The organism is Sphingorhabdus rigui, assembly GCF_014196595.1.
GTDB lineage: Bacteria > Pseudomonadota > Alphaproteobacteria > Sphingomonadales > Sphingomonadaceae > Sphingorhabdus_B > Sphingorhabdus_B rigui.
The window spans coordinates 37639-63668 of record NZ_JACIEA010000002.1; the positions used below are offsets into that span (position 1 = coordinate 37639).

The following is a 26030-nucleotide window of genomic DNA, read 5'->3' on the forward strand; positions in this document are numbered from 1 at the left end:
ACGGATTTAGTGACGTCCCAGCATATGGTCAACGAGATTGGCCAGCGTGCGGAACTCTTGCGTTGAAATTCCCGACTGTCCCTTCACCGATGGCGGAACAAGTGCACGGCTGAAACCAAGCTTGGCCGATTCCTTCAAACGCAATGCGCCATGCGCGACGGGACGAATTTCGCCAGACAAGGCGACTTCTCCGAACAGAACAGCATCCGACGGCAAGGGCCGCTCGGCAAGGGCCGATACCAGTGCCGCCGCGACCGCAAGGTCCGCCGCCGGATCCGAAATGCGATATCCGCCAGCGATGTTCAGATATACTTCGGCAGTCGAAAAGCTAAGGCCACAGCGCGCCTCCAACACCGCCAATATCATGGCCAGCCGTCCGCTGTCCCATCCGACCACGGCGCGGCGCGGCGTAGCACCACTGGACAGACGCACGGTAAGCGCCTGAATTTCAACGAGCACTGGACGCGTACCTTCCAACGCTGGAAATACCGTTGCACCGGTCACTTGTTCGGCGCGGTCGGTCAGGAACAATGCGCTTGGGTTGCCAACCTCGGTCAGGCCCTCTTCCGCCATGGCGAAAACGCCAATCTCATCAGTGCCGCCAAAGCGGTTCTTCGATGCGCGCAATATCCGATATTGATGGCTTCGTTCACCTTCAAACGCCAGCACCGTATCGACCATATGTTCAAGCACACGTGGCCCGGCAATCGTTCCGTCTTTGGTGACATGGCCAACAAGCATCAATGCAGAGCCACGCTCTTTGGCAAAACGGATCAGCTCTTGCGCCGATGCGCGCACTTGGCTGACCGTGCCCGGGGCGCCTTCAATCAAATCGCTGTGCATCGTCTGGATCGAGTCAATCACCAGCAAGGCTGGCGGCGCGCCCTTCCCCATCGTCGTCAATATGTCGCGGACCGAGGTTGCCGCCGCCAATTGCACGGGCGCATCGCCGAGCCCAAGCCGCCGTGCGCGCAAACGCACTTGGTCGACAGCCTCTTCGCCCGAAATATACGCAACGCTCAGCCCACGCCGCGCCAAATTGGCCGCTGCCTGCAGCAGCAAAGTAGACTTACCAATGCCCGGATCACCGCCCAGCAACGTCGCTGACCCCGGCACAAGGCCGCCACCCAGTGCACGGTCGAACTCAGCGATGCCGGTCGAGGCGCGATCAGGAAGCTTGATGTCGGTGTTCAGCCCCGACAGTTCCACCGAACGTCCGCCCGAATGCAAATGATGCTTCAACTCAAAGACCGTCGCGCTCGCTTCTTCCGCCAGCGTATTCCATTCGCCGCAGTCGTCACATTGCCCCTGCCAACGGTTCGCTTCGGAACCGCATGCCTGACACACATATTTGCGCTTTGCTTTTGCCATGGACGGAAACTATCAGAACATATCAAGAACTCAAGCCGTAAAAAGCACGCATAGGTGCTTGCGCACGCCCTTTGGCGGTGTCACACCATCGGCATGCGTGAAAAAGAACTTCGGCTGGCGCTCATTTGTTATGGTGGGGTAAGCCTTGCCATCTACATGCACGGCGTCACGCGCGAGATTTGGCATATGGTTCGCGCCAGCCGCGCATTCCATGATGCAGGGCCTGCCGCCCGGGGCAGCGAGTCCGTCTATCACGATCTCCTCGCCGAAATATCACAAGTCAGCGGAACGAAGCTGCGCGTGCTGACCGATATTATCGCCGGGTCCAGCGCCGGCGGAATCAACGGTATATTTCTGTCCCAAGCCATTGTCACAGGGCAGTCGCTGGAGCCGCTGACCGATATGTGGCTTGAAATGGCTGATGTGGACGTGCTGCTTGATCCCGACGCCCGTCCGCTGTCGCGCTTCTCCAAATTTTGGGCAACACCGATAGCGTGGCTGATCTTGCGGCGGCGCGGCGGCGCGGTTGAACAGACGGTCGCGAAGGAAGCACAGGACGAGGTGGCAACCAAGCTATCGCGCTTCGTCCGTGCCCGCTGGTTCGCGCCGCCCTTTGGCGGCAACGTTTTTTCCAAGCTATTGCTGGATGCGTTGAAGGCCATGGCGGCGAGCAAGGCCGGATCGCCGCTTTTGCCCGTCAACCAACCGCTCGACCTGTTTGTGACGGTCACCGATTTTAACGGGCATGATCGAGTCTTGCGCCTGAACAGTCCGCCCGAGGTGACGGAGTCTGAGCACCGGATCACCGTCGACTTTTCGACACGCGGGCGGACGGACCTTGCCGATATGGCCGAACTCATCTTTGCAGCACGCGCGACCGCTAGTTTTCCCGGTGCCTTCCCGCCCTTTTCCGTGCGTGAACTTGACCGATTGCTTGCGCGCGAGAATGTGCCGTGGTTGGGGCGGAACGCATTTCTGAAACGCATATTGCCGCAGCAATTTGCCGCCAATGCCGCGGAAGACACGATGCTGATTGACGGTTCCGTGCTCGCCAACGCGCCGTTTAATCAGGCGATTGCCGCCCTGCGCAACCGCCCGGCGCGCCGCGAAGTCGACCGACGCTTTGTCTATATTGACCCAAAGCCCGGCCGGCCAAGTTTCCGCTTCGGTCGGCGCAATGCAGATGGCAGCGTGGGAAACCCGCGCAAACCGCCCGGCTTTTTCGCAACGATATTTGGCGCAACATCGAATATCCCGCGGGAGCAACCGATCCGCGATAGCTTGGAAAAAATCTCGGGCCGGTCGGAACGGATCGAACGGATGCGACAGGTGATCGACAGCCTTCGGAACGAAGTCGAAACCACGGTGGAGGCACTGCTGGGCAAGACGTGGTTCCTGAGCCAGCCGACTGCCGTCCGTATGCAGAAATGGCGTCAATCTGCGCAGGAAAAGGCGATACTTGCTGCCGGATTCAGCTACCGGGCCTATGGCCATTTGAAGCTTGCGGGCGTCGTCGACGATATTGTGGCGACCGCACGGCGCAGCCTGCCCGATGCCAACAACGGGTTTTTCCGCGACTTGAGAGCCGCTTTGTGGTCGGAAATCAGGACACGGGGATTGGACCGCATGCCGCAAGATGGCGGCAAGCAGGCGAGCAAACAGTCGATCGCCTTTTTTGGCACGCATGATTTACGGTTCAGAATTCGCCGGCTCCGCTTCCTTGCACGGCATCTGACGGAAGAGGTCGAAAATGCCATCGACGTACCCGAAAAGGACATCACGCAGATCCGTGATGCTATTTACCGCTGTCTGGCGATGTATCTGGATCTGGAAACGGCCGAATTTCTAGGCGTCGATTTTGCCATTGCCGCAAAGGCGGGCGTCACCAATCCGGCCGGGCTCATAGACCATTTGGCGTCCCAGCGCGACCTCGTCCAAACAGACCTGCGTGTGGATGCGATATTGTGTGCAGCGCTCCTCGCACTGCCCGTTGCGGCGCGCAGGGCCATGCTGCTCGGCTATCTGGGTTATGCGCTTTATGACATCGCGACCTTGCCATTGTTGCAGGATGAAGGGTTCGATGAATTTGACCCCGTCAAAGTGGACCGCATTTCCCCCGAAGACTGCAACTCCATCCGCAAAGGTGGCGCTGCTACCACGTTGAAGGGCATAGAGTTCAACAATTTCGGCGCTTTTTTCAGCCGGTCCTATCGCGAGAATGATTATCTGTGGGGGCGGTTGCACGGGGCGGAACGGCTCATCGACATTTTGGTGTCGTCGCTGCCCGCAGGTCATGACTTCGCCGAAAACAGGGTGCGGGCTTACAAAAGGCTCGCCTTCCATGCGATATTGGATGAGGAGCAGGATCGGCTGAAATATGTCCAGCCCCTCATCGCATCATTGCGGAACGAGATTGATCAGATCGAAATCTGAGCCTTCATTTCAATATATTGAAGACAGCATCAACGAACCTGCGCGCGCTTGGCGCGCGACGCAATCACGTCGCGATGCCGTCCCAAATCCCTTTGAGCTTATCAAAGAAGCCAGTCGACTGCGGGCATTCCTCACCGGTTTCGGTTTCGCGGAACTCGCGCAATATTTCTTTCTGGCGCGCCGACAGCTTGGACGGCGTTTCAACATCGATCTGAATGACCATATCGCCGCGTCCGCGTCCTTGCAGGACGGGCATCCCTGCCCCGCGCTGGCGTAGCTGTTTGCCCGACTGGATGCCCTCTGGAACGATGATGAGGTGTTCCGCACCATCTAGGCCCGGAATACGGATTTCGCCGCCCAGCGCCGCTGTGGTGAAGCTTACGGGCACACGGCAGAACAATGTCGTGCCGTCGCGCTCAAACACCTTGTGCCGCGACAGATGGATGAAGATGTACAGGTCACCGGCGGCCGCGCCATACGGCCCAGCTTCGCCCTTGCCCGCAACCCGAATGCGGGTGCCTTCATCCACGCCCGGCGGAATATTTACGCTTATGGTCTTGCGTTCGTCCTTGCGGCCTTCGCCGGCACAGACACGGCATGGGTCTTCGATAACCTCACCCCGTCCATGACAGGTCGGACATGTCCGTTCGACCACGAAGAAACCTTGCTGCGCGCGCACCTTGCCGTGACCCGCGCACAGGTTGCAACGGCGCTTGCCCGAACCCGGGGTTGCGCCTGTCCCTTCACAAGTGCCGCAAGCCGTCGCCACGTCGATGGTGATTTCGGCATCCTTGCCGTGGAAGGCTTCGTCGAGTGAAATTTCAAGATCATAGCGTAAGTCTGCACCGCGTGCGGGCCCACGCTGACGTCCACCAAAGGCATCGCCAAAAAAGCTTTCGAATATGTCGGAAAAGTCACCAAAGCCACCGCCACCTTGGCCGCCGCCGCCCATGCCACCATTTTCAAACGCGGCTTTGCCAAGACGGTCATAGGCCGCACGTTTTTGCGGATCTTTCAGGACATCATAGGCTTGGCTGACCGCTTTAAATCTGGCTTCGGATTTATCGCAGCCGGGATTGCGGTCGGGATGGCATTCCATCGCGATCCGGCGATAGGCGGATTTCAGCGTCTTTTCATCCGCTGTCCGCTCGACTTCCAACAATTCGTAATAATCGATGTCAAGATTCATGACTGACTACCCCCCGGCTTCCCGACCGTCGCTGCATTTCGCTGGCGACAGTCGGGAATTTTCAACATCAGTCTTTCTTGTCGTCTTCGACTTCGGAGAATTCTGCATCGACAACATTGTCGTCCGCAGGGGCTTCTTCGGTCGCAGCGCCCGGCGATGCCGCCGCTTGCTCTTCCTTGTAGATGGCTTCACCAAGCTTCATCGCGATTTGCGCCAAGGCCGTTGCCTTTTCCTTCATCGCTTCTGCATCACCACCTTCGATGGCGGTCTTGGTTTCCGCAACAGCCGCTTCGATTTCGCCCTTCAGCGCAGCGTCAATCTTGTCGCCATGTTCAGACAACTGCTTTTCGGTCGTGTGCACAAGGCTTTCGGCATTGTTCTTGGCTTCCGCAGCTTCGCGACGTTTCTTGTCTTCTTCAGCAAATGCTTCGGCATCACGGACCATCTGATCAATGTCGGCATCGGACAAACCGCCCGAGGCTTGGATCTTGATCTGCTGTTCCTTGCCCGTGCCCTTGTCCTTTGCGGTTACGCTGACGAGGCCGTTGGCATCAATGTCGAATGTCACTTCAACCTGCGGCACGCCGCGCGGTGCGGGTGGAATTCCGACAAGGTCGAAATTGCCGAGCAGCTTGTTATCCGCCGCCATTTCACGCTCGCCCTGGAACACGCGGATGGTAACCGCATTTTGGTTATCTTCCGCAGTCGAGTAAACTTGGCTCTTCTTGGTCGGGATCGTCGTGTTCCGGTCGATCATGCGGGTAAATACACCGCCCAAGGTTTCGATGCCAAGCGACAGCGGCGTTACGTCCAGCAACAACACGTCCTTAACGTCGCCCTGCAACACGCCTGCCTGAATGGCTGCGCCCATGGCAACAACTTCGTCAGGGTTCACGCCAGTGTGCGGTTCCTTGCCGAAGAACGCCTTAACAACGTCACGTACCTTTGGCATGCGGGTCATACCGCCAACCATGACGACTTCGTCAATGGCATCCGCCTTCAAACCAGCGTCAGCCAAAGCCTTTTTGCAAGGCTCCAACGTGCGCTTGATGAGATCATCGACCAGCTTTTCAAGGTCGGCACGGGTGATCGTCTTCACCAAATGCTTTGGACCATTTTGGTCAGCGGTGATGAACGGCAAGTTGACTTCAGTCGTCTGTGTCGATGACAGTTCAATCTTCGCCTTTTCAGCGGCTTCCTTCAAACGCTGAAGCGCAAGCTTGTCCTTGGTCAGGTCAATGCCTTCTGCTTTTTGGAAGTCTGCGGCCAAAAATTCGACAAGCTTGCTGTCAAAGTCTTCACCGCCCAAGAACGTGTCGCCATTGGTCGATTTCACTTCGAACACGCCGTCTCCGACTTCGAGGATCGAGATGTCGAATGTACCGCCGCCAAGATCATAGACCGCGATGGTTTTGTTCTCATCCTTGTCCATGCCATATGCAAGCGCAGCGGCGGTTGGCTCGTTGATGATACGCAGAACTTCAAGACCCGCAATCTGGCCCGCATCCTTCGTGGCCTGACGCTGGGCGTCGTTGAAGTAAGCGGGAACCGTGATAACGGCTTGCGTGACGGTTTCGCCGAGATAGGCCTCTGCCGTTTCCTTCATTTTCTGAAGGATGAAGGCCGAAATTTGCGATGGCGAATAATCTTCGCCGCCAGCCTTTACCCATGCGTCGCCATTTTTGCCCTTAACGATGTTGTAGGGAACAAGCTCTGTATCCTTCTTGGTGATCGGATCGTCGTAGCGGCGGCCGATAAGGCGCTTCACTGCGAAAATCGTGCTTTCCGGATTGGTGACGGCCTGACGCTTTGCCGGTTGTCCAATCAGGCGCTCACCGTCCTTGGCAAAGGCCACGATCGATGGCGTCGTACGTGCGCCTTCCGCATTTTCGATGACCTTGGGCTTGCCGCCGTCCATTACCGCAACGCAGCTGTTTGTCGTGCCCAAGTCGATACCAATAACTTTAGCCATAAAAACTTTACCCCGAAATTTTAAAATTGAACGCTTACTGGCCACTTACGGTCCGGCCCTATCAGGCACCGGTGTTTTCCCGTAATGCAACCTTGTAGCGGCGATATAGGTGCCAATTCTCTTGGCACAAGACTTCGGCAACCCTAGATAGGGAAAAAGTAGTCACAGTCCTGGCTTTGAACCACAAAGCCAATGCCGAAAAGAGGATCATATGAACCGACGGATATTCACAGTTGCAGCCGCAACAAGTGCATTATTGCTGGGCTCGTGCGGCCCGACACCGCAGCTAAAGGTCAAAGAGGCGGTGCTCACGCTATCGCCGGTCGACAGCAATCCGTCGGCATTTCACTTCAACGTCTATGGCGGCCCCGAAGACGTCTATTTGCTGCGCGTCAGTTCGCCGTCCGCTATCCGCGTTGAAATGCACGATGTGGCGGTGGATCCGAAAACGGGGGCCGTGTCCATGATGCCGCTGCAGCGCGTCCGCATTCCCGCTGGCGAAACCGTCGCCTTCAAAAAAGGTGGCAAGCATGTGATGATGTGGGGCGTCAACCTTATCCCCCGCCGGCTTGGCGTGATTGAGGCTGAATTTCTATTCTCCAACAATGTCCGCATATTGGTAAAAGCCCGCGTACAGGAAGTCGACGGCACTGACCCGGACGAGAAAAAGGCAATCGACGGCTAAGGCATGCCCTGTTCCAATATTTAGGTGCCAAGGTTACAGGTGCGCCCGCAATATGATGGTATATTAAGCTTCTGAAGGCAGCAGTCCGAGCCGCGCGCGCATCGACCAACGCACCAGCATCAACACCGACACAAGCGCCAGTCCGGCCGCAAGGCCAGTCCACACCCCGACGCCGTCCCAACCCGCCCGAAATGCAAGCCACGCGCCGACACCGATGCCGACCACCCAATATCCGAACGCTGCGAAGTACATAGGGACTTTGGTATCGTGCAAGCCACGCAACATGCCCGCGCCGACAACCTGCGCGCCATCGACAATCTGGAATATCGCGGCCACCAGCAGGAAGCTGACAGCAAGGTCAAAAACCTGCTTGGTCGCGGCATCGACGGGGGTGACGAATATCCCAATCAGCGCCTCTGGAAACAGATAAATAGCAAGCGCCATGACCGCCATAAATCCGGTGCCCAGCACGAAAGCGGTCCAGCCTGCCCGTGTGATGCCGACCGCGTCGCGCCGACCATAAGCAAGGCCGACACGCACCGTCGCCGCCTGCCCCAGCCCCATGGGCACCATGAAGGTAAGCGATGCGATCTGGATGGCGACCGCATGTGCCGCAACCGATGCCTCGTTAATGAGCCCCATCAGCAGGATCGCGATTGCAAACACACCGCCTTCGAAACCCATCGTAAAACCAATGGGCAATCCCAAACGCCAGATTTCGCGAAACCGCCGCCAATCCGCGCGCCAGAAGCGCCCGAACAAATGGTAGCGGCGAAATTTCGGATGGAAACTGACGACGAGAGCCATGACCCCGAACTGCGCGACATTGGTAATCGTGCTGCCAATGCCTGCTCCCACCAGCCCCAATTGCGGCAAGCCAAAATTACCGAGGATGAGGCCGTAATTGACAACGGCATTTAGTAACACAGCGCAACACGCGACGATGGTTGCCCAGACTGGCTTTTCGAGCGCCGCGACAAAATTGCGTAGAACGAGGAACCCGAGGAAGGGCAATATGGACCACATATAGGCCCGCACAAACACCGCAGCATCGGCGGCAAGATCCGCTTGCTGACCCGTCGCAATCAGGATGGCTTCGGCGTTCCATAAAAACGCCCACACCGGCACCATGACCGTGCAACAAACCCAAAGACCCTGCCGGAATGTCCGCCGAATATCGCGCACCGAATGTGCCATGCGACCCTTTTCGGATGCCATCATCGGCGCCGTGGCCGTGACTAAACCCATGCAGAAAATCGCGCAGAAAATGGCGAGGTTGTGCCCCAAAGCACCCGCCGCCAACGCACGCGGACCAAGCCAACCCAGCAGAATGACGTCGGTCACGCCGATTAGCATCATCGTCAGGTTCGACAGGATCATCGGCCACGCAAGCAACAACGTCGCCCGAAGCTCATCGCGCCAGGGCGATTGGCCGTTGGTTGGGAGTGCCTTTGTGGTCATCGGCGGGGCGATAGCGGAGAGCGGCCGATGAGACCACCCCCGAACTTCGGCATTCCCGCTTAGGGACTAATCCCCGGCGCTTACTCCGGCGCCTTCGCCACCCCGACCAATGCAGGGCGCAGTAGGCGATCCTTGATCATATAACCCGCCTGCATCTCGGCCACGATCGTGCCCGGTTCAGCATCTGCGCTTGGGATTTCGACCATCGCCTGATGCTGGTTCGGATCGAGCGGCATGCCCATTGCGGCGATGCGGGTGATGCCGTTTTTGGCAAAGACGCTGTCGAGTTCGCGGCCCGTGGCTTCAAGGCCGATGACGAGCGGTTTCATTGATTCACTCTCGCGCATTTCGGCAGGGATGGCTTCCAATGCACGCGCCAAATTGTCGGAGACGGACAGGACGTCGCGGGCAAAGCCGGTCGCGGCATAAGCGCGCGCATCTTGCGCTTCCTTTTCCATGCGGCGACGCACATTTTGGGTTTCGGCCTGCGCATACAGAACTTCCTGATGCGCCGTGGCGAGCGCGTCTTCGAGCGTGGCAATTTTGGCGTCGGCGGAGTCGGTCGCTTCCGAAGCGTCTTCCTTCATATGCTCTGGCACGCCTTCCAATTCCTTTTCTGCTGCTGCATCTGCGGATTGAGTGTTTTTGTCCGTCATAACCTGATTAACCCATGATTGTTGCGACACCGACGCCGCCTGTTGCTTTGCGCATATAGAAACCAATTCGGTTTCATCAAGCCGTGCGTCACTTTATTAGGCGGCTGAGCGCCTGTGCCGTGAAATCGACCATCGGCACAATGCGGGCGTAATTGAGCCGTGTCGGACCAATGACGCCCACAACACCAACCACCTTGCCACCGGCTTCGCGATAAGGCGCAGCGATGACTGAAGAGCCGGACAGCGAGAACAGATTATTCTCTGAACCAATGAAGATCCGCGTCGATTGCGCATCGCGTGCACTGTCGACCAACCGCGCGATTTCTTCCTTGCTTTCCAATTCGTCCAGCAACTGGCGCACCCGGTCAAGGTCCGCCGCTGCGGCGTCGTCAATCAGGTTTGATTGACCGCGCACAATCAGCACCGGCCGGTCATTGGCATCGAGCGACCATATCGCCAGACCATCGCGCACGAGCTTCTGGCTTGCCGCATCAAGCTCCGCCTGCTCCGCACGAATTTCGCGATCAAGATGCTCCAGCGCCTCTGACAAGGTCAAACCCGACAAACGGGCCGAGATATAATTGGACGCTTCAACCAACGCAGAATCGGAAACAGTGGGGTCAATCGCAACTAGACGATTTTCGACGCTGTTATCCGACCCGACCATGATGGCCAAAACTTGGGTCGGCGACAGGCGCGCAAAGTTGAATGCCTTCAACACTGCATCGCGTTTGGGGACAAGCACGATTCCGGCACAGGCCGATAGCCCCGACAACACCGACGTTGCCGCCGCCAACGCTTCCTCAATTGGCCCCTCGCTTATGATTTGCGATTCAATCGCACGGCGTTCTTCCATGGACGGTTCAGCCGACTGCATCATGCCGTCGACAAAAAGACGAAGACCGCTTTCGGTGGGCACACGGCCAGCGCTGGTGTGCGGCGAGGCAAGCAATCCTGCCTCCTCCAAATCTTGCATCACATTACGAATGGAGGCCGGCGACAAATTCAGGCCCGCAAATTTGGAAAGCGTTCGCGACCCCACGGGCGCGCCATTGTCCAAATAGCTTTCGACCACCATCCGGAAGATGACGCGCGTGCGATCGTTCAGTTCATTGATTGGAATCTGGCTCACGCTTACTGATGTAGCGCAGCGCGCTTGCAAAGCAAGCGGGGCAAGCTATTGCGGCCTTCAACCCATTATCAGGAGACTATCATGCGTCCATCAGGCCGAGCGCCCGACGAAATGCGCGCCATTTCGATTGAAACCCATTTCACCAAGCATGCAGAGGGCAGCTGCCTCATCTGCTTTGGCGACACCCGCGTGCTTGTTACCGCAAGCGTTGAAGATCGCCTTCCACCATGGTTGCGCGGCAAGGGTGAAGGTTGGGTCACGGCGGAATATTCGATGCTTCCGCGCGCCACGCATACCCGCAGCCAGCGCGAAGCGGCGAAGGGCAAGCAGTCCGGTAGAACTCAAGAAATTCAACGTCTTATTGGCCGTTCTTTACGCGCTGTCGTAGATATGAAGAAGCTTGGCGAGCATCAGATCACGATCGATTGTGACGTGTTGCAAGCCGACGGCGGAACGCGCACTGCGGCTATTTCCGGCGCGTGGGTGGCCTTGCGGCTTGCGGTCGATGGCCTGCTTGCTTCGGGTGCGATTAAGGAAGACCCGATCAGCGGCCGCGTCGCCGCCATCAGCTGCGGCATCGTCAACGGAACGCCCGTGCTTGACCTCGACTATATCGAAGATTCGAGCGCTGACGCTGATGCGAACTTTGTCCTCATTGAAGGCGGACAAATCGCCGAAGTACAAGCGACCGCCGAAGGGGCGACCTATGATGAGGAAAGCCTGCTGCGCTTGCTCCGTCTCGCACGCATGGGCACCGACCGGATATTCGCGGTACAAGATGAAGCGGTCAAGTAACCGCTTATTGGCACTTTAAACGTCAATGTCATTCCCGCGAAAGCGGGGATGACAATATGGTTCAAGGCAAGAATATATGACCCATCGCAAATTGCAGCCCGGCAAGCTTGTCATCGCCAGCCACAATGCGGGCAAGGTGCGTGAAATCCGCGCCTTGCTTGCGCCGTTCGGGATCGAACCGGTTTCGGCGGGTGAACTTGGCTTGCCTGAGCCCGAAGAGACCGGGACGACCTTTGCCGAAAATGCACTACTGAAAGCACATGCCTCTGCCCAAGGGTCAGGCCTGCCTGCCTTGGCAGATGACAGCGGCCTTTGCGTGGCGGTGCTTGGCGGCGCACCTGGTGTGTACACGGCAGACTGGGCGGAAAAACAACGGTTCGAAGGGGGCCCAGGACGCGACTGGTACATGGCAATGGGTAAAGTCGAAGGCAAATTGGCCGAGCTTGGCCCAGATACCGACCGAAGCGCATATTTTATCTGCACCCTCGCGCTTGCATGGCCCGATGGTCATGAAGAAGTGTTCGAAGGCCGCGTGCAAGGTAGCCTGACATGGCCACCACGTGGTACGTTGGGCTTTGGTTACGATCCGGTGTTCGTGCCAACCGACCGCACGCAAACTTTTGCGGAACTGGACCCGGCGGAGAAACATGCCATGAGCCATCGGGCAGATGCGTTCCGCAAATTGGTTGAGGCCGTTTTTTGACAAGCGCCACATCTGACCAGACCGAAGCCCAGAGCAGCAGTCACGCAGTGGCTGCGACCGTCGAAGGGCGGCTATCAGTCAAGCACGGTGGTTGAACGAGACACACCCTTCGACTTTTCGGCAGTGCTCCGCACTGCCGGCTCAGGGCTACGGTAAGCCTCGAATGTCAAATCCGCTTGCCCTCTATATCCACTGGCCCTTTTGCGTTTCCAAATGCCCTTATTGTGATTTCAACAGCCATGTGCGGGAAAGCGTCGACCAAGACGCTTGGTGCGCGGCATTGTTGGCGGATATGGCCCACGAAGCGGCGTTGACACCCGGCCGCAAGCTGAGTTCCATTTTCTTCGGCGGTGGCACGCCATCGCTGATGCCGCCGTCAACGGTCGCCGCGTTGATTGATGCCGCTGCGCAACATTGGGGCTTTGCCGACAATATCGAAATTACACTTGAGGCGAACCCCTCCTCGGTTGAGGCATCCCGCTTCGCCGATTTGGCCAAGGCTGGTGTCAACCGCGTGTCGCTTGGCCTTCAGGCTCTCGATGACGCCGCCTTGGCCTTTTTGGGGCGTGCGCATTCCGTTGGCGAAAGCCTTGCTGCGCTCGCAGTCGCGCAGCAACATTTCGGCCGCGTCAATATCGACCTGATTTATGCGCGGCCCGAACAAACGGCCACACAATGGGAGGCGGAACTTCGGCGCGCATTGTCCTTCGGCACCGATCATATGTCGCTATATCAGTTGACGATTGAGGCGGGCACACGGTTCGAAACGCTCGTGCGCACGGGGCACTTCACCCCCGCCGACGATGACGATGCGGCGACCCTTTATGACATGACGCAGGACATGACGCGCGCGGCGGGCATGGCAGCTTATGAGATTAGCAACCACGCGCGGGCGGGTCATGAAAGCCGGCATAATTTGAGTTACTGGCGCTATGATGATTATATCGGCATTGGCCCCGGCGCACATGGACGACGTCTGAAGTGTGCGACGCAACGTCATAAAAAACCAGAAAATTTTCTGTCTGCAGTGGACCGCAACGCGCATGGCATCAGCGCCGAAGATCATCTCGACCCCGCAAGCCGTGCAACCGAAAGTTTGCTCATGGGACTGCGGTTGAGCGAAGGTATCAGCCTTGACCGCCTGTCATCGCGCACGGGTATTGCGCCAGACAAGATGCTGGATTTCACGGCTGTCGACAAAATCGCGCGCCTTGGCCTCATTACCCGCACCGGCGACCGCATCACGGTTACGCCGCAAGGCATGCCGTTGCTGGATGCGATCCTGCCGCAAATAGTAGCGGTTGAGGCGGATGCTGCCGCCTGATAGCATGACGGCATAATGTCACTGCTTTCCGAATATCTGACGTTCCTGACCGACAATCGCCGGATGTCGCCGCATAGTGTCCGCGCTTATCATGCCACGGCAGATCGGCTTACCGCTTTTCTGCAGTTGCACTGGGGGGCGACAGTCGACCGCACAACGCTGATGAAAATTTCTGCCGCTGATATGCGCGCCTTCTTGGCGGACCGGCGTGGCGATGGACTTACCAACCGGTCCACCGCGCGTGAATTGTCCGCCGCCCGTCATTTTTTGCGCTTTGCACTGGGCGAAAACGCAACCCTGCCCCCAATGAAGGGGCCGCGCGTGCAACGCAGCCTGCCGCGCCCCGTGAACCCCGACGATGTTCTGGCACTCGCGGATGACGTCGCAGAAAGCGCAAACGATGGCTGGGTCGGCGCGCGTGACTGGGCCTTGCTTCTGCTGCTCTACGGCAGCGGCCTGCGCGTGAGCGAAGCGACGGGGCTGCTCGGCGATATCTTGCCGCTTGGCACGACACTGCGCGTCACCGGCAAGCGTAATAAGACGCGCATTGTGCCGCTGCTCGATCAAGTCCGCACCGCTATTCAGGAATATATTGCTTTGTGTCCCTATCCGATGGCCGCAGACGAGCCATTGTTTCGCGGCGCGCGCGGCGGGCCATTGGCGCCAGCACTTGTGCGCCGCGCGGTGCAAGGTGCGCGCATGCGGCTTGGCCTATCGGAACGCACCACGCCGCATGCCTTGCGCCACAGCTTTGCAACGCATTTGCTCGCGGGGGGTGCAGATCTGCGCAGTCTTCAGGAACTACTGGGCCACAGCAGCCTATCATCAACGCAAATCTATACCGCTGTCGATACGGCTATGCTTCTGGATGAATATCAGAACGCGCATCCGCGGGCGTAGGGCTGGGCTTCCAGCGCACCAGCCGCCACACATAGGTCCCCAAAATGCCGACCATGATGACGGTCGACAAAGGCCCAAGCCATTTTTCGATATCGTCAAATTGTGAACCAAGAAAATAACCACCGGAGGCAAGCGCCGCGCTCCATCCCGCCGTTCCAATCGTGGAGAAAACCAGAAAACGGCGCAGTGACATACCGAACAAACCAGCGGGAATCGAAATCAAAGAACGCAGTGTCGGCAACATGCGCGCCACGAGCACGATGATTGGCCCATGTTTGCGAAACAGCCCATGCCCGCGTTCAATCTCCGCCCAGTCAAGCGTGAGCCAGCGGCTGTAGCGGTCGATAAACACATGCATCCGCGCTTCGCCAAACTTGATGGCCAACCAATACCACAGCCAGTTGCCAAGCATGGCGCCTGCGGTTCCGGCCGCGATCGTGCCCCAAAGGTTCATATTGCCGCGCGCCGCCGACACACCCGCCACGGTCATAATGACCTCTGACGGGACGGGCGGAAAAACCGTCTCCAGCAGCATCAGCAGGGCGACGCCCCAATAATGCCCCCATTCAACGAGCCTGATAATCCAGTCTTCCATTAACTCCGTCCGGCAAGCCTGCGTTCAATGGCATCGAGTATTTTCGCGGCGGTATCGGTGCCATTGAACCGGTCAATCGCGACGATACCGGTTGGCGAGGTCACATTGATTTCCGTCAGCCATTTTCCGCCAATGACATCAATGCCGACGAATATCAGACCAAGTTCCTTCAAACGCGGCCCCATCGCAGCGCAAATTTCCTGCTCCTCCGGGGTCAACAACGTCGCTTCGGCACTGCCGCCTACCGCAAGGTTCGACCGGAATTCGCCTTCACCCGGCCGGCGGTTGATGGCCCCTGTGACTTCGCCGTCGATCAGAACGATCCGCTTGTCGCCCTTCGCAACGTCGGGCAGGAATGGCTGCACCATATGCGGTTCGGGCCATGTCGAATTGAACACCTCAAACAGCGCGCCGACATTGCTGCCATCGGCTTCAATCCGGAAAATGGCCTTGCCGCCATTGCCATGGAGCGGCTTTACGACAATCGCGCCATGTTCCTTTTGAAATGCGCGGACCTCATCAAGTGAACGCGTAATCAGCGTGGGTGGCATGAACTTGCGATAGTCGAGCACCATGACTTTTTCCGGCGCGTTGCGCACGCTGGCAGGGTTGTTGACCACCAACGTCTCATGCTCGATGCGTTCGAGCAAATGGGTCGCGGTGATATAGCCTACGTGAAATGGCGGATCCTGCCGCATCAGCACAACGTCAATGTCGGAGCCCAGATCAATACGCTGTGGCGCGCCAAACCGATAATGTGCGCCCTCCACGCGTTGGATGTCATGCACGGGATGCGCGAGCGCGGTGAGCCGGTCATTGGCGTCGAGCGTCAATGACATCACATCATAATGCCAAATGTCATAGCCGCGCGATTGGCCAGCAAGCATCAGCGCAAAGCTGGAGTCGCCATGAATGTTGATGCCGTCCATCGGGTCCATCTGGACCGCCATTTGTATTGCCATTTGCTTGTCCTTATCCGTGCCAGACGTTTGGCAGATGGTTCGGCCAACGCCATGGCGCAACCATAATCACGTCTATCTGCATATTTTCGCATTCTTTTCCATATTTCGGCAGCAGAATTTCCGCCGCAGCGGCAACGCGGCGTAATCTGTACGCGTCAATCGCGGTGGCGAGATCACGCACATTTGCGCGCGCTTTCACTTCGACGAACGCAATGGTTTTGCCGCGCCGCGCGATCAAGTCGACTTCGCCGCGCGGTGTTTTCACACGCATGGCAACGACCCGCCACCCCTTTAACCGCAAAAACCAGGCGGCAATATTTTCGCCACGCCGCCCCAATTTTTCTGCGGCCAACCGGTTCACTGCGACTTCAGTTGCGTAGCGCGCGCATAAACGTCGCTGCGCTCCAGCCCGAAACGCTTGGCAATGACCCCAGCGGCCTTGGCGGCGGACATGGTATCCAATGCTTCGCGCAAGGCTGCGTCCACATCGCCTGTATCATAGGCAACGTCATCCGCCGGCGGACCGACGATGAGGACGATTTCACCCTTTGGCTCTTGCGCCGCATAACGCGCGGCAAGTTCGGATGCGGTGCCCGTTACCACCTCTTCAAATTTCTTGGTCAGTTCGCGCGCGACGGCGACTTCACGGTCGCCATAGGTCTCCGCAATCGCGGAAAGCGATGCTGCAAGACGCGGCCCTGCCTCGTAAAAAACCAACGTCGCCTTTACCTGCCCCAGCTCCGTCAACGTTTCGACACGTGCCTTTGCTTTATTGGGAAGAAAACCGGCAAACAGAAAGCGATCCGTGGGCAAACCGCAAATCGATAACGCCGCCGTTACCGCGCTTGCACCGGGGATCGTATATACCGGCACGCCTGCCGCGCGTGCGCTGCGTACCAGCTTGTAACCGGGGTCTGAAATCAGGGGCGTCCCCGCGTCCGACACCAACGCAACCACCGCGCCGCGCGCAGCGGCCACGAGAGACTCGCGCTCCGCCTCGCCACTATGGTCGTTGTAGCGCCGCATCTTTTTCTTCAGGCCAAGATGATGCAACAATTTACCGGTTACCCGGCTGTCTTCTACCGCCACAATTTCTGCGGCTTCCAGCAGATCAATCGCCCGTTGTGACATATCTGCAAGGTTGCCGATTGGTGTCGCAACGACATATAAGCCCGATTCGAACATCATCTGATTTATATGCTTCTACCCAAGGGAACATTCATGAGCGCAACCAATGCAGCAAGCGGCGCAACGCCGCAAGCTTTAGCAGGACAGATCAAAAAGCTGCTGGTTTTGGCTTCGGTCATTTTGCTCGCGGCCTGCGCCACCGCCCCGCGTGGGGGCAAAGGGCCAACCCCTGTGGTGTCCGAAGACCCGCTGGACGGCATGCACCGCGTTGCCCTGCTGTTGCCGGTGACGGGTCCAGACGGCGACGTTGGCCAATCCATCGCCAACGCGACCGCGCTTGCACTGGCCGACACCAAAGCGACCAACATCCGCATGATCACCTATGACACCAGCACCGGCGTCGCAGCAGCTGCAAAGCGCGCGGTCGCCGATGGGAACAAGGTCATATTGGGTCCATTGCGTGGCGACGACGTTGTGGAGGCCGCCACAGTCGCGCGCACCGCAGCTGTGCCCATCATCAGCTTTTCCAATGATGTCGGCGTTGCCGGACAAAATGTATTCTTGCTCGGCCATTTGCCCAATCAATCCATCGACCGCGTTGTCCGCTACGCCCGTTCGCAAGGCTATAACCGCTTTGCAGGCGTTGTTTCGACCAATGTATACGGCCAGCGCGCGCAATCGAACCTGACCTCTGCAGTGCGCAGCGCTGGCGGTACGCTTGTTGCCATTGAAGAATCCGACGGAACGACAGCGTCTGCGGATGCAGCGGCGCGCCGTTTGGCACAATTGGGTCAGATTGATGCTGTCCTAATTGCCGACAGCGGCCGTGCAGGCGTGACATTGGTGCCAGCACTTCGGCGCAACGGCATGCGGAATGCAAAAATTCTCGGCACCGATTTGTGGAATATCGATGGCTCATTGGCGGGTAACGCTGCCATGTATGGCGGTTGGTTTGCGAGCGTCTCCGACACGCTTTATACGCAATATGCCGCCAAATATCGGGCGCGCTTTGGCAAGGCGCCACTGCGGCTTTCCAGCCTTGGCTATGATTCGGTGCTTTTGATCGCGCGGGTCGCACGTGACTGGCGTCCGGGGACTAAATTCCCCGTTGCGCAACTTACCGATCCGCAAGGCTTCATCGGCGTCGATGGCGCATTCCGCTTCATGCCCAATGGCCTCACCGAGCGCATGCTTGAGGTGCAGGAAATTCAGTCGGGCAAGTTCGTGACAATCAGCCCCGCACCGACGCAATTTGTAAAGTAATTAGCTGGATCAAGCGCGGCGGCTTGTCCGGCTAAAGCAAGTTAGTGGCGGCAATGCTCATTATGGACATGCCCGCCGCCCATTTTGCGGGCTTTCTCGATTTTCTTGAGAACCATCTGACGCTTTAGCCGCGACAGGTGGTCAATGAACAAAATGCCTTCGAGATGGTCCATCTCGTGCTGCAGGCAGGTCGCCATTAGGCCCGTCATTGTCTCTTCATGAACTTTGCCATCAAGGTCCTGCCAACGTGCACGGATTTGCGCGGGGCGCTCGACCTCTGCATATTGGTCAGGCACCGAAAGGCAGCCTTCATTATACAGGCTGTGTTCGTCCGACGGGTCCAATATTTCCGGATTTACAAATACCCGCGGGTTGCGAACGGGCTCGTCGCCTGCGCCTTCCTCTTCCTGCAAATCGATAACCAACAGGCGTTTTGGAACCCCGACCTGAATAGCGGCCAGCCCGATACCGGGCGCGGCGTACATCGTTTCGGTCATGTCATCGACCAGCGTTTTCAAATCCGCATCAAATGTCTCGACGGGAGTCGAAATGGTTTTCAGCCGCGGATCGGGCACTTCAAGAATAGGTAATATGGCCATGGGTCGCAGATAGGGACGGTCGTGCGATAAATCAACCGACAGGACGTCTGGCGCGCAATGCTTGTGCCAAGGTGCCATCGTCCAGATAATCAAGCTCACCGCCCACAGGCACGCCATGCGCCAACTGGGTCAAGCGTATCGGAAATTGTTCAAGCCGTTCCGCGAGATAATGCGCGGTTGTCTGCCCCTCCAGCGTGGCATTCATGGCCAGCACGACTTCGTCGACGCCGCCCGCGGCAACGCGGGCAACCAAGCCTTCGATGTTCAAATCCTCCGGCCGAACGCCATCCAATGCGGATAACCGACCGCCCAGGACATGATATTTGCCCGGAAAAAGTCGCGAACGATCCAGCGCCCACAAATCGGATACGTCTTCGACAACACAGATGGAACGGATGTCGCGGCGCGGATCGACGCAAATGCCGCAGGGGTTGCCGGTATCGATGTTCCCGCACGTGCTGCAGACGACCAGCCGTTGTTCGACCTGCTCCAACGCACGCAAAAGCGGCATCAACACGCTTTCACGCTTTTTCATAAGGTGTAGCACAACCCGCCGTGCCGAGCGGGGGCCAAGTCCGGGCAATTTCGACAATGCCTGTGCCAATGCGTCTATTTCTTGCGATGCCATGCTGCGGGTCTTAGGGGGCTTTCGAACAAAGGAAAAGTGACGATGCGTCTTGCCTTCATGGGAACACCCGAATTTGCCGTGCCCGCGCTCGACGCGCTGGTTGCCGCTGGGCATGATGTGGTTGCCGTATATTCGCAGCCGCCCCGCCCCGCCAACCGCGGTAAAAAGCTTACGCCGTCCGCCGTGCACCAGCGTGCCGAAGAACTGGGTTTGCATGTGCGCACGCCGCTGTCGCTGCGACAGGACGATGCAGCAGCGGAATTTGCCGCGCTTAACCTCGATGCCGCAATTGTCGCGGCATATGGCCTTATCCTGCCCAAATCGATCGTGGACGCGCCACGGCATGGCTGCCTGAATATTCACGGATCGCTGCTGCCGCGCTGGCGCGGTGCTGCGCCGGTTCAGCGGGCTATTCTGGCAGGGGACGCGACAACGGGCGTCATGGTCATGCAAATGGAGGCAGGCCTCGATACCGGACCGGTTCGTGCAACAACCGAAATCGAAATCGGGCACAAGACCACGGGCATCCTCACCAGCGAGCTGGCCGAGCTTGGCGCAGAATTGATGGTAAGCGTATTATCGGACCTCGACGCCCACCCTTGTGTGCCGCAACCGGAAGATGGCGTGACCTATGCCGCCAAAATCGACAAGGCAGAAACCAAATTGGATTTTTCAATGTCCGCCGAAGCGGTCGAACGACAAATACGCGCATATAACCCCGCGCCGGGGGCATGGTTTGAATTTGAGGGCGAGCGATATCGGGTGCTTGCGGCGGACATCGTTGCGGGAGGCAGCATAGCCGGCACAATTTGGGACGACCAACTGACCATCGCCTGCGGCGTGGATGCGATCCGTCCCACAATCATCCAACGTGCAGGCAAACCCGCAATGCCGACCGCAGACTTGCTGCGTGGCAAGGCAATCCCGGCGGGCACGATTCTGCAATGACCCGTTTTGCGCTCACCATCGAATTTGACGGCGGTCCCTATATGGGCTGGCAATGGCAAGACCATGGCCCTTCGGTTCAAGGCGCCATCGAAGAGGCCATATTCAAAACCACCGGCGAAAAGACATTGGTCTACAGCGCAGGCCGCACCGATGCCGGCGTCCACGCATTGGGCATGCGCGCGCATGTCGATGTCGAAAAAGGGCTGTCATCCTTCCGATTGATGGAAGCCATTAACGCCCATTTGCGGCCGCACCCCATCGCGATATTGCATTGCGAGGAAGTGGCCGACGACTGGCATGCGCGTTACAGCTGCATTGGCCGGGCGTACGAATATCGCATCCTCAATCGCCGCGCCTCGCTCACTTTGGAAAAGGGCCGGGTATGGCGCGTTGGTCCGCACCTTGATGCTGACGCAATGCACGCAGCGGCACAAATTTTGGTGGGCGTGCATGATTTCACGACCTTCCGGTCGACGGCATGTCAATCGGCAAGCCCGGTCAAGTCGCTCGAACGGCTGAACGTCCGCCGCGAAGGGCAGCATGTGATCGTCGAGGCTGCGGCCTTGTCATTCCTTCATCATCAGGTGCGGTCGATGGTGGGTTGCCTTGTCGCGGTTGGGCTTGGCCGTTGGACCGCCGACGATTTGCAGGCAGCGCTGGATGCGGCAGACCGTTCCGCCTTGGCTGAAAATGCGCCGCCCGAAGGCCTGTATTTTGTGCGGGCAATCTACCCTTAAGCCAACAGGCGCGGGTTACAATAATCGGTCTTGCGCGCGTTCTTTGTCCAGCAAGGCCTGTTTTCGCTCCAGGCCATATGCATAACCGCCAAGCGAACCGTCGCTGCGGATAACGCGGTGGCAAGGGATGAGCACCGCGACATTGTTCGCGCCATTGGCACTTCCCGCCGCACGCACGGCATTGGGGCTGCCGACCGCAGCAGCGATATCTGCATATGTTCGCGTTTCGCCCGCCGGAATGCGCTTCAGCTCGTTCCAGATGGCCTGTTGAAATGCGGTGCCAGCCACATCCAGCGGCAAGTCCGGCATGTGTGCAGGGTTCTCAATAGCCGCAATGGCGCCTGTTACCAGATGCGCGAGCGCACTGCCCCCGGCAATGATATCTGCGTTTGGAAACCGGTGCTGCAGCGCGGCTTCATCTTCATCGAATGACAGGCGGCAGATGCCTTTATCGGTCGCGGCCAGCAGCATTTTGCCCAGCGCGGTATCAACCACCTCCCAGCGGATTTCTACGCCAGCACCACCATTTTTCCAAGCGCTTGGTATCATACCCAAATGTCCCTTTGCTATCCTGCTTACCCACCACATGCGCGGAACAAAGCCAAGGTCCGCTCCCGCGCCAGATCGGCGCTTTCTTCATGATAGTCTTTCCGCCGGTCCGAATTGAACCCATGGTTGGCGTCGTACACAAATATCTGCGCGGTGGGGTGCGCCTTTTCAATAAGTGCCTCTACACCCTCCATCGGGATGCCGTGGTCATATCTGCCAAAGTGGGCGATTGTGGCGCATTTTGGCGTCTTATCCGCATATATTGTCGGCACGAGACTGCCATAATAGCAGCTGGCGGCCGCAAGATCATCGCTGATGCCGGCAAGAGCCCAAGCCACCGACCCGCCATAGCAATAGCCCGTAATGAAAACGGGGCCTTTACCCTTCAACGCATCAATGCAGACCTGCGCGTCATCCAGCGACTGTACAAAGGGATGAAGATCGCGTGCCAGTTCCACGGCGCGGTTATAATCAGGTCCCGTATAGGCGGCTTCAAAACCGGGATGCTCGCGATCAAAAATAGCCGGTGATAAAACTTCATAGCCATCTGCGGCATATTCGTCACAAAGCTCGCGAATATGGTCCGTCACGCCAAAGATTTCCTGCACGAGCACAAGGCCACCACGCCGCGCACCATCTGGCAAGGCATGGTAGACGGCAATTTCCGCGCCGTCCGACATTGTCATCCGAATCATGTCACCCATCTCGGTCTCCTCTCATGCCGCATTTCACGTGTTTTCGAATGCCGCGCAACGCCCGTTTGCACCATCAGAACAAGTTTGTGGCCGCAACACTATGCAATGAACTTAATTCCCAATCTTGCATCGCAACAAAAGCCCTGCTAGGCGCGCGGCGACGCTAGAGACAGGGCAACCTTTCGGCTGGTTCAGCAAATACATCAGTTGTACATTTAAGGACTTCAACGCGTGGATAATTCCGGCGGCACAAGCGCTAATATACAAGCCAGTCTATCTGGCCGTTACGCGACGGCATTGTTCGAGTTGGCGCGTGATGCCAACTCCATCAACGCCGTTGAAAAAAGCCTTACGTCGGTCGCCAAAGCTGTGAACGAATCGGCAGACCTTAAGTCGCTGACCACCAACCCTGTGTTGACGCGGACGGACGCGAAAAAAGCGATCGCTGCTGTTGCCAAGGCAATGAAGCTGGATGCTTTGACGACCAAGACCTTGGGCGTGCTTGCTGACAATCGCCGGCTCAGCGAAACCGCATCCGTCGCGCGGGCATTCTCGTCGCTTGCGGCGGCCCATCGCGGCGAAGTCACCGCCGAAGTTACTTCAGCGCACGCACTGAGCGCTGCGCAGATGAAGACGCTTTCCGCAAATCTTAAGGCACGCGTCGGCAGCGACGTGGCCATCCAGACCAAAGTCGATCCATCCATTTTGGGTGGCCTGACTGTCCGCATCGGCAGCCAGATGATCGACACTTCTATTAAAACCCGTTTGAACACCCTCGCTAACGCGATGAAAGGCTAAGTAGCAAAATGGATATCCGCGCCGCAGAAATTTCCAAGGTCATTAAGGACCAGATCGCCAATTTCGGCACCGAAGCTCAGGTTTCGGAAGTCGGTAGCGTTCTGTCCGTTGGTGACGGTATCGCCCGTATTCACGGCCTCGACAATGTTCAGGCTGGTGAAATGGTCGAGTTCGCCAACGGCATTCAGGGCATGGCCTTGAACCTTGAAGCGGACAATGTCGGTGTCGTTATCTTCGGAACCGACAGCGAAATTCGCGAAGGTGACGTTGTAAAGCGTACCGGCACGATCGTTGACGTTCCTGTCGGCAAGGAACTGCTTGGCCGCGTTGTTGACGGCCTTGGCAACCCAATTGATGGCAAGGGCCCGCTTAAGACCACACAGCGCAGCCGCGTTGAAGTCAAAGCGCCTGGCATCATCCCGCGCCAATCGGTTTCGGAACCTGTCCAGACTGGCCTTAAGGCGCTCGACGCGCTCGTGCCTGTTGGCCGTGGCCAGCGCGAATTGATCATCGGTGACCGTCAGACCGGTAAAACCGCTGTCGCCATCGACACGTTCATCAACCAGAAGGAAGTGAACAAGGGCACAGACGAATCGAAGAAGCTTTACTGCATCTACGTTGCCGTCGGTCAGAAGCGTTCGACCGTTGCGCAAATCGTTCGTGCATTGGAAGAACAAGGCGCGATGGAATATTCGATCGTTGTTGCTGCAACCGCTTCGGAGCCTGCACCGCTTCAGTATCTCGCGCCGTACACCGGCGTTGCGATGGGTGAATTCTTCCGCGACAACGGCATGCACGCCGTCATCGTTTATGACGATTTGTCGAAGCAGGCTGTTGCCTATCGCCAGATGTCGCTTCTTCTGCGTCGTCCTCCAGGCCGTGAAGCCTATCCTGGTGACGTTTTCTATCTCCACAGCCGCTTGCTTGAGCGCGCTGCAAAGATGTCCGACGCCAATGGCGGTGGTTCGTTGACGGCATTGCCGATCATTGAAACACAGGCTGGTGACGTTTCGGCATATATTCCAACCAACGTGATTTCGATCACCGACGGTCAGATCTTCCTTGAAACCGACCTGTTCTTCCAGGGTATCCGCCCTGCGATTAACGTTGGTCTGTCGGTTAGCCGCGTTGGTTCGGCTGCACAGACAAAGGCGATGAAGAAGGTATCGGGCTCGATTAAGCTTGAGCTTGCGCAATATCGCGAAATGGCTGCGTTCGCGCAGTTCGGTTCGGATCTCGACGCGTCGACGCAAAAGCTGCTGAACCGCGGTGCGCGCTTGACTGAGCTGTTGAAGCAGAAGCAATTCTCGCCACTGCCTTTCGAAGAGCAGACAGCGTCAATCTTCGCTGGCACAAATGGCTATCTCGACGGCATCCCGGTTGCCGACGTGAACCGCTATGAAGACGCCATGCTGGCTGACCTTCGTGCCAACCATGCTGGCATCCTGAAGACAATCCGCGACAGCCGCGACTTCAGCGACGACAGCAAGAAGGCGCTGATGGCGGCTCTCGAAAAGTTCACGAAGAATTTCGCTTAACAATCACCCGTCATGCTGAACTTGTTTCAGCATCTTAATTAAGACCCTGAAACAAGTTCAGGGTGACGGCAAAGGGAAGAATAGATGGCGTCTCTTAAGGCCCTCAAAATGCGGATCAACTCGGTCAAGTCGACCCAGAAGATCACCAAGGCGATGAAAATGGTCGCTGCTGCGAAACTGCGTCGGGCAACCGAAGCAGCTGAAGCATCACGCCCATATGCCGAACGACTGGAAGCGGTCGTATCGAGCATCGCGTCGAAGGTAACGGTCGGTCCACAATCGCCAAAGCTGCTTGCTGGTTCAGGCAACAGCGATGTGCATCTGTTCGTTGTCGCCACCAGCGACAAGGGCCTTGCGGGCGCATTTAACACCAATATCGTCCGTCTTGCCCGCCGTCAGGCAGAGGCATTGAAGGCCGAAGGCAAGGCCGTCAAATTCTACACCATCGGAAAGAAAGGCCGCGATCAGCTCAGCCGGACGTTCCGTGGCGATATCATCCACAGCATTGAACCAGGTGATTTGGGCAAGCTCACTTACGCCGATGTGCAAGCATGGGGTGAAGATTTGACCGCACGTTTTGAAGCGGGTGACTTTGACGTCGCGCATTTGTTCTTCAGCAAGTTCGAAAACGTCCTTACGCAAACGCCAACGCAAATTCAGCTGATGCCCGTCGCTGTTACCGCGGGTGAAGGCGATGCCGTCGGCGTTTCTGCAACGGTTGAATATGAGCCAGACGAGGAAGAAATTCTCGCTGACTTGCTGCCACGCAATGTTGCCGTTCAGTTGCTTCGCGCAAACCGCGAAAATGCTGCGTCCGAGCAGGGTTCAAAAATGACCGCAATGGACAACGCAACGCGCAATGCGGGCGACATGATCAACAAGCTGACTATTCAATATAACCGCACGCGTCAGGCGGCGATTACCACTGAACTTATCGAAATTATCGCAGGCGCAGAAGCGCTTTAACGA

General features: G+C 57.7%; 25 protein-coding genes and 1 pseudogene. 12 read left to right on the forward strand and 14 right to left on the reverse strand.

Annotated features, from left to right (window positions below; genetic code table 11):
- Positions 1–6: 6 nt before the first annotated feature.
- Complete coding sequence (gene radA, locus GGR91_RS07680; RefSeq protein WP_183941632.1) at positions 7–1371, reverse strand: DNA repair protein RadA; 1365 nt, start codon at positions 1369–1371, stop codon at positions 7–9.
- A gap of 93 nt (positions 1372–1464) precedes the next feature.
- Between radA and GGR91_RS07685 the strand changes: the two genes are divergently transcribed.
- Positions 1465–3804: a patatin-like protein gene (locus GGR91_RS07685; RefSeq protein ID WP_183941633.1), complete on the forward strand. Its 2340-nt coding sequence runs from the start codon at positions 1465–1467 to the stop codon at positions 3802–3804.
- A 64-nt stretch (positions 3805–3868) separates the two neighbouring features.
- On the opposite strand, the gene dnaJ is transcribed toward GGR91_RS07685, so the two are convergent.
- Both dnaJ and dnaK read right to left on the reverse strand, forming a co-directional pair.
- Positions 3869–4993, reverse strand: a complete 1125-nt coding sequence (gene dnaJ, locus GGR91_RS07690) for a molecular chaperone DnaJ (RefSeq protein ID WP_183941634.1) — start codon at positions 4991–4993, stop codon at positions 3869–3871.
- A 67-nt stretch (positions 4994–5060) separates the two neighbouring features.
- The gene (gene dnaK / locus GGR91_RS07695; RefSeq protein WP_183941635.1) at positions 5061–6965 is read right to left on the reverse strand and encodes a molecular chaperone DnaK; all 1905 of its coding nucleotides are present in this window, start codon (positions 6963–6965) and stop codon (positions 5061–5063) included.
- 211 nt (positions 6966–7176) lie between these two features.
- On the opposite strand from dnaK, the gene GGR91_RS07700 reads away from it, so the two are divergent.
- Entirely contained in the window at positions 7177–7650 is a 474-nt protein-coding gene (locus GGR91_RS07700; protein WP_183941636.1) for a copper chaperone PCu(A)C, read from the forward strand.
- Between the two features lie 63 nt (positions 7651–7713).
- Here the strand turns inward: GGR91_RS07700 and GGR91_RS07705 are convergent, their stop codons facing one another.
- The 3 genes from GGR91_RS07705 to hrcA all read right to left on the reverse strand — a co-directional run bounded on the left by GGR91_RS07705 (position 7714) and on the right by hrcA (position 10899).
- Positions 7714–9111: an MATE family efflux transporter gene (locus GGR91_RS07705; RefSeq protein ID WP_183941637.1), complete on the reverse strand. Its 1398-nt coding sequence runs from the start codon at positions 9109–9111 to the stop codon at positions 7714–7716.
- Between the two features lie 80 nt (positions 9112–9191).
- The gene (gene grpE / locus GGR91_RS07710) at positions 9192–9767 is read right to left on the reverse strand and encodes a nucleotide exchange factor GrpE (protein ID WP_183941638.1); all 576 of its coding nucleotides are present in this window, start codon (positions 9765–9767) and stop codon (positions 9192–9194) included.
- A gap of 88 nt (positions 9768–9855) precedes the next feature.
- Positions 9856–10899 (reverse strand): heat-inducible transcriptional repressor HrcA, encoded by a 1044-nt coding sequence (hrcA, locus tag GGR91_RS07715; RefSeq protein ID WP_183941639.1) that lies wholly within the window; start codon positions 10897–10899, stop codon positions 9856–9858.
- 81 nt (positions 10900–10980) lie between these two features.
- Between hrcA and rph the strand changes: the two genes are divergently transcribed.
- The 4 genes from rph (at position 10981) to GGR91_RS07735 (ending at position 14621) form a co-directional block, all read left to right on the forward strand.
- Positions 10981–11694 (forward strand): ribonuclease PH, encoded by a 714-nt coding sequence (gene rph, locus GGR91_RS07720; RefSeq protein ID WP_183941640.1) that lies wholly within the window; start codon positions 10981–10983, stop codon positions 11692–11694.
- A gap of 76 nt (positions 11695–11770) precedes the next feature.
- A complete protein-coding gene (rdgB, locus tag GGR91_RS07725) occupies positions 11771–12397 on the forward strand; it encodes an RdgB/HAM1 family non-canonical purine NTP pyrophosphatase (RefSeq protein WP_183941641.1) in 627 nt (208 codons plus the stop codon).
- Positions 12398–12560: 163 nt separating this feature from the next.
- Positions 12561–13721 carry a radical SAM family heme chaperone HemW gene (gene hemW, locus GGR91_RS07730; RefSeq protein WP_183941642.1) on the forward strand — a complete coding sequence of 387 codons (1161 nt, stop codon included), beginning with the start codon at positions 12561–12563 and terminating at the stop codon, positions 13719–13721.
- Between the two features lie 15 nt (positions 13722–13736).
- Positions 13737–14621 (forward strand): tyrosine recombinase XerC, encoded by an 885-nt coding sequence (locus GGR91_RS07735; RefSeq protein WP_183941643.1) that lies wholly within the window; start codon positions 13737–13739, stop codon positions 14619–14621.
- Here the strand turns inward: GGR91_RS07735 and GGR91_RS07740 are convergent.
- Genes GGR91_RS07740 through rsmI form a run of 4 tightly spaced genes read right to left on the reverse strand, consistent with a single transcriptional unit; the run spans position 14578 to position 17366 of the window.
- Positions 14578–15216: a DedA family protein gene (locus tag GGR91_RS07740; RefSeq protein ID WP_183941644.1), complete on the reverse strand. Its 639-nt coding sequence runs from the start codon at positions 15214–15216 to the stop codon at positions 14578–14580. The genes GGR91_RS07735 and GGR91_RS07740 overlap by 44 nt on opposite strands.
- Positions 15216–16178 carry a glutathione synthase gene (gene gshB, locus GGR91_RS07745; RefSeq protein ID WP_183941645.1) on the reverse strand — a complete coding sequence of 321 codons (963 nt, stop codon included), beginning with the start codon at positions 16176–16178 and terminating at the stop codon, positions 15216–15218. Before gshB ends, GGR91_RS07740 begins: the two co-directional genes overlap by 1 nt.
- 10 nt (positions 16179–16188) lie before the next feature.
- On the reverse strand, positions 16189–16539 hold the full coding sequence (locus tag GGR91_RS07750; protein ID WP_183941646.1) for a YraN family protein: 351 nt from the start codon (positions 16537–16539) through the stop codon (positions 16189–16191).
- The gene (gene rsmI / locus GGR91_RS07755; protein ID WP_183941647.1) at positions 16536–17366 is read right to left on the reverse strand and encodes a 16S rRNA (cytidine(1402)-2'-O)-methyltransferase; all 831 of its coding nucleotides are present in this window, start codon (positions 17364–17366) and stop codon (positions 16536–16538) included. The genes GGR91_RS07750 and rsmI overlap by 4 nt, the downstream gene beginning before the upstream one ends.
- A 33-nt stretch (positions 17367–17399) precedes the next feature.
- On the opposite strand from rsmI, the gene GGR91_RS07760 reads away from it, so the two are divergent.
- Positions 17400–18569 carry a penicillin-binding protein activator gene (locus tag GGR91_RS07760; RefSeq protein ID WP_183941648.1) on the forward strand — a complete coding sequence of 390 codons (1170 nt, stop codon included), beginning with the start codon at positions 17400–17402 and terminating at the stop codon, positions 18567–18569.
- A gap of 41 nt (positions 18570–18610) precedes the next feature.
- Here the strand turns inward: GGR91_RS07760 and def are convergent, their stop codons facing one another.
- Both def and recR read right to left on the reverse strand, forming a co-directional pair.
- Positions 18611–19168, reverse strand: a complete 558-nt coding sequence (gene def, locus GGR91_RS07765; protein ID WP_183942028.1) for a peptide deformylase — start codon at positions 19166–19168, stop codon at positions 18611–18613.
- 31 nt (positions 19169–19199) lie between these two features.
- Positions 19200–19796, reverse strand: coding sequence for a recombination mediator RecR (recR, locus tag GGR91_RS07770; RefSeq protein WP_183941649.1), 597 nt, complete (start codon positions 19794–19796; stop codon positions 19200–19202).
- 42 nt (positions 19797–19838) lie between these two features.
- On the opposite strand from recR, the gene fmt reads away from it, so the two are divergent.
- On the forward strand, positions 19839–20744 hold the full coding sequence (gene fmt / locus GGR91_RS07775) for a methionyl-tRNA formyltransferase (protein WP_183941650.1): 906 nt from the start codon (positions 19839–19841) through the stop codon (positions 20742–20744).
- Positions 20741–21481 (forward strand): tRNA pseudouridine(38-40) synthase TruA, encoded by a 741-nt coding sequence (truA, locus tag GGR91_RS07780; RefSeq protein ID WP_183941651.1) that lies wholly within the window; start codon positions 20741–20743, stop codon positions 21479–21481. The genes fmt and truA overlap by 4 nt, the downstream gene beginning before the upstream one ends.
- Positions 21482–21496: 15 nt before the next feature.
- On the opposite strand, the pseudogene GGR91_RS11695 reads toward truA, so the two are convergent.
- Positions 21497–22048, reverse strand: a pseudogene (locus GGR91_RS11695) (methylated-DNA--[protein]-cysteine S-methyltransferase); the annotation flags it as partial.
- Between the two features lie 8 nt (positions 22049–22056).
- On the reverse strand, positions 22057–22734 hold the full coding sequence (locus tag GGR91_RS07790; protein WP_183941653.1) for a dienelactone hydrolase family protein: 678 nt from the start codon (positions 22732–22734) through the stop codon (positions 22057–22059).
- Between the two features lie 222 nt (positions 22735–22956).
- Between GGR91_RS07790 and GGR91_RS07795 the strand changes: the two genes are divergently transcribed.
- The 3 genes from GGR91_RS07795 to GGR91_RS07805 all read left to right on the forward strand — a co-directional run bounded on the left by GGR91_RS07795 (position 22957) and on the right by GGR91_RS07805 (position 26027).
- Entirely contained in the window at positions 22957–23523 is a 567-nt protein-coding gene (locus GGR91_RS07795) for a F0F1 ATP synthase subunit delta (RefSeq protein WP_183941654.1), read from the forward strand.
- An 8-nt stretch (positions 23524–23531) separates the two neighbouring features.
- Positions 23532–25061 carry a F0F1 ATP synthase subunit alpha gene (atpA, locus tag GGR91_RS07800; protein WP_183941655.1) on the forward strand — a complete coding sequence of 510 codons (1530 nt, stop codon included), beginning with the start codon at positions 23532–23534 and terminating at the stop codon, positions 25059–25061.
- An 84-nt stretch (positions 25062–25145) separates the two neighbouring features.
- A complete protein-coding gene (locus GGR91_RS07805) occupies positions 25146–26027 on the forward strand; it encodes a F0F1 ATP synthase subunit gamma (RefSeq protein ID WP_183941656.1) in 882 nt (293 codons plus the stop codon).
- Positions 26028–26030: the final 3 nt, after the last annotated feature.

Coding starts and splice junctions, on each gene's coding strand:
- rdgB (WP_183941641.1), top strand. CDS start 11,771: ATGACCCATCGCAAATTGCAGCCCGGCAAGCTTGTCATCGCCAGCCAC.
- grpE (WP_183941638.1), bottom strand. CDS start 9,767: ATGACGGACAAAAACACTCAATCCGCAGATGCAGCAGCAGAAAAGGAA.
- hemW (WP_183941642.1), top strand. CDS start 12,561: ATGTCAAATCCGCTTGCCCTCTATATCCACTGGCCCTTTTGCGTTTCC.
- rph (WP_183941640.1), top strand. CDS start 10,981: ATGCGTCCATCAGGCCGAGCGCCCGACGAAATGCGCGCCATTTCGATT.
- gshB (WP_183941645.1), bottom strand. CDS start 16,178: ATGGCAATACAAATGGCGGTCCAGATGGACCCGATGGACGGCATCAAC.
- fmt (WP_183941650.1), top strand. CDS start 19,839: ATGCGTCTTGCCTTCATGGGAACACCCGAATTTGCCGTGCCCGCGCTC.
- GGR91_RS07760 (WP_183941648.1), top strand. CDS start 17,400: ATGAGCGCAACCAATGCAGCAAGCGGCGCAACGCCGCAAGCTTTAGCA.
- GGR91_RS07790 (WP_183941653.1), bottom strand. CDS start 22,734: ATGGGTGACATGATTCGGATGACAATGTCGGACGGCGCGGAAATTGCC.
- radA (WP_183941632.1), bottom strand. CDS start 1,371: ATGGCAAAAGCAAAGCGCAAATATGTGTGTCAGGCATGCGGTTCCGAA.
- def (WP_183942028.1), bottom strand. CDS start 19,168: ATGGCCATATTACCTATTCTTGAAGTGCCCGATCCGCGGCTGAAAACC.
- GGR91_RS07735 (WP_183941643.1), top strand. CDS start 13,737: ATGTCACTGCTTTCCGAATATCTGACGTTCCTGACCGACAATCGCCGG.
- GGR91_RS07685 (WP_183941633.1), top strand. CDS start 1,465: ATGCGTGAAAAAGAACTTCGGCTGGCGCTCATTTGTTATGGTGGGGTA.
- truA (WP_183941651.1), top strand. CDS start 20,741: ATGACCCGTTTTGCGCTCACCATCGAATTTGACGGCGGTCCCTATATG.
- GGR91_RS07705 (WP_183941637.1), bottom strand. CDS start 9,111: ATGACCACAAAGGCACTCCCAACCAACGGCCAATCGCCCTGGCGCGAT.
- dnaK (WP_183941635.1), bottom strand. CDS start 6,965: ATGGCTAAAGTTATTGGTATCGACTTGGGCACGACAAACAGCTGCGTT.
- dnaJ (WP_183941634.1), bottom strand. CDS start 4,993: ATGAATCTTGACATCGATTATTACGAATTGTTGGAAGTCGAGCGGACA.
- GGR91_RS07700 (WP_183941636.1), top strand. CDS start 7,177: ATGAACCGACGGATATTCACAGTTGCAGCCGCAACAAGTGCATTATTG.
- GGR91_RS07740 (WP_183941644.1), bottom strand. CDS start 15,216: ATGGAAGACTGGATTATCAGGCTCGTTGAATGGGGGCATTATTGGGGC.
- rsmI (WP_183941647.1), bottom strand. CDS start 17,366: ATGATGTTCGAATCGGGCTTATATGTCGTTGCGACACCAATCGGCAAC.
- atpA (WP_183941655.1), top strand. CDS start 23,532: ATGGATATCCGCGCCGCAGAAATTTCCAAGGTCATTAAGGACCAGATC.
- recR (WP_183941649.1), bottom strand. CDS start 19,796: ATGGCATCGCAAGAAATAGACGCATTGGCACAGGCATTGTCGAAATTG.
- GGR91_RS07805 (WP_183941656.1), top strand. CDS start 25,146: ATGGCGTCTCTTAAGGCCCTCAAAATGCGGATCAACTCGGTCAAGTCG.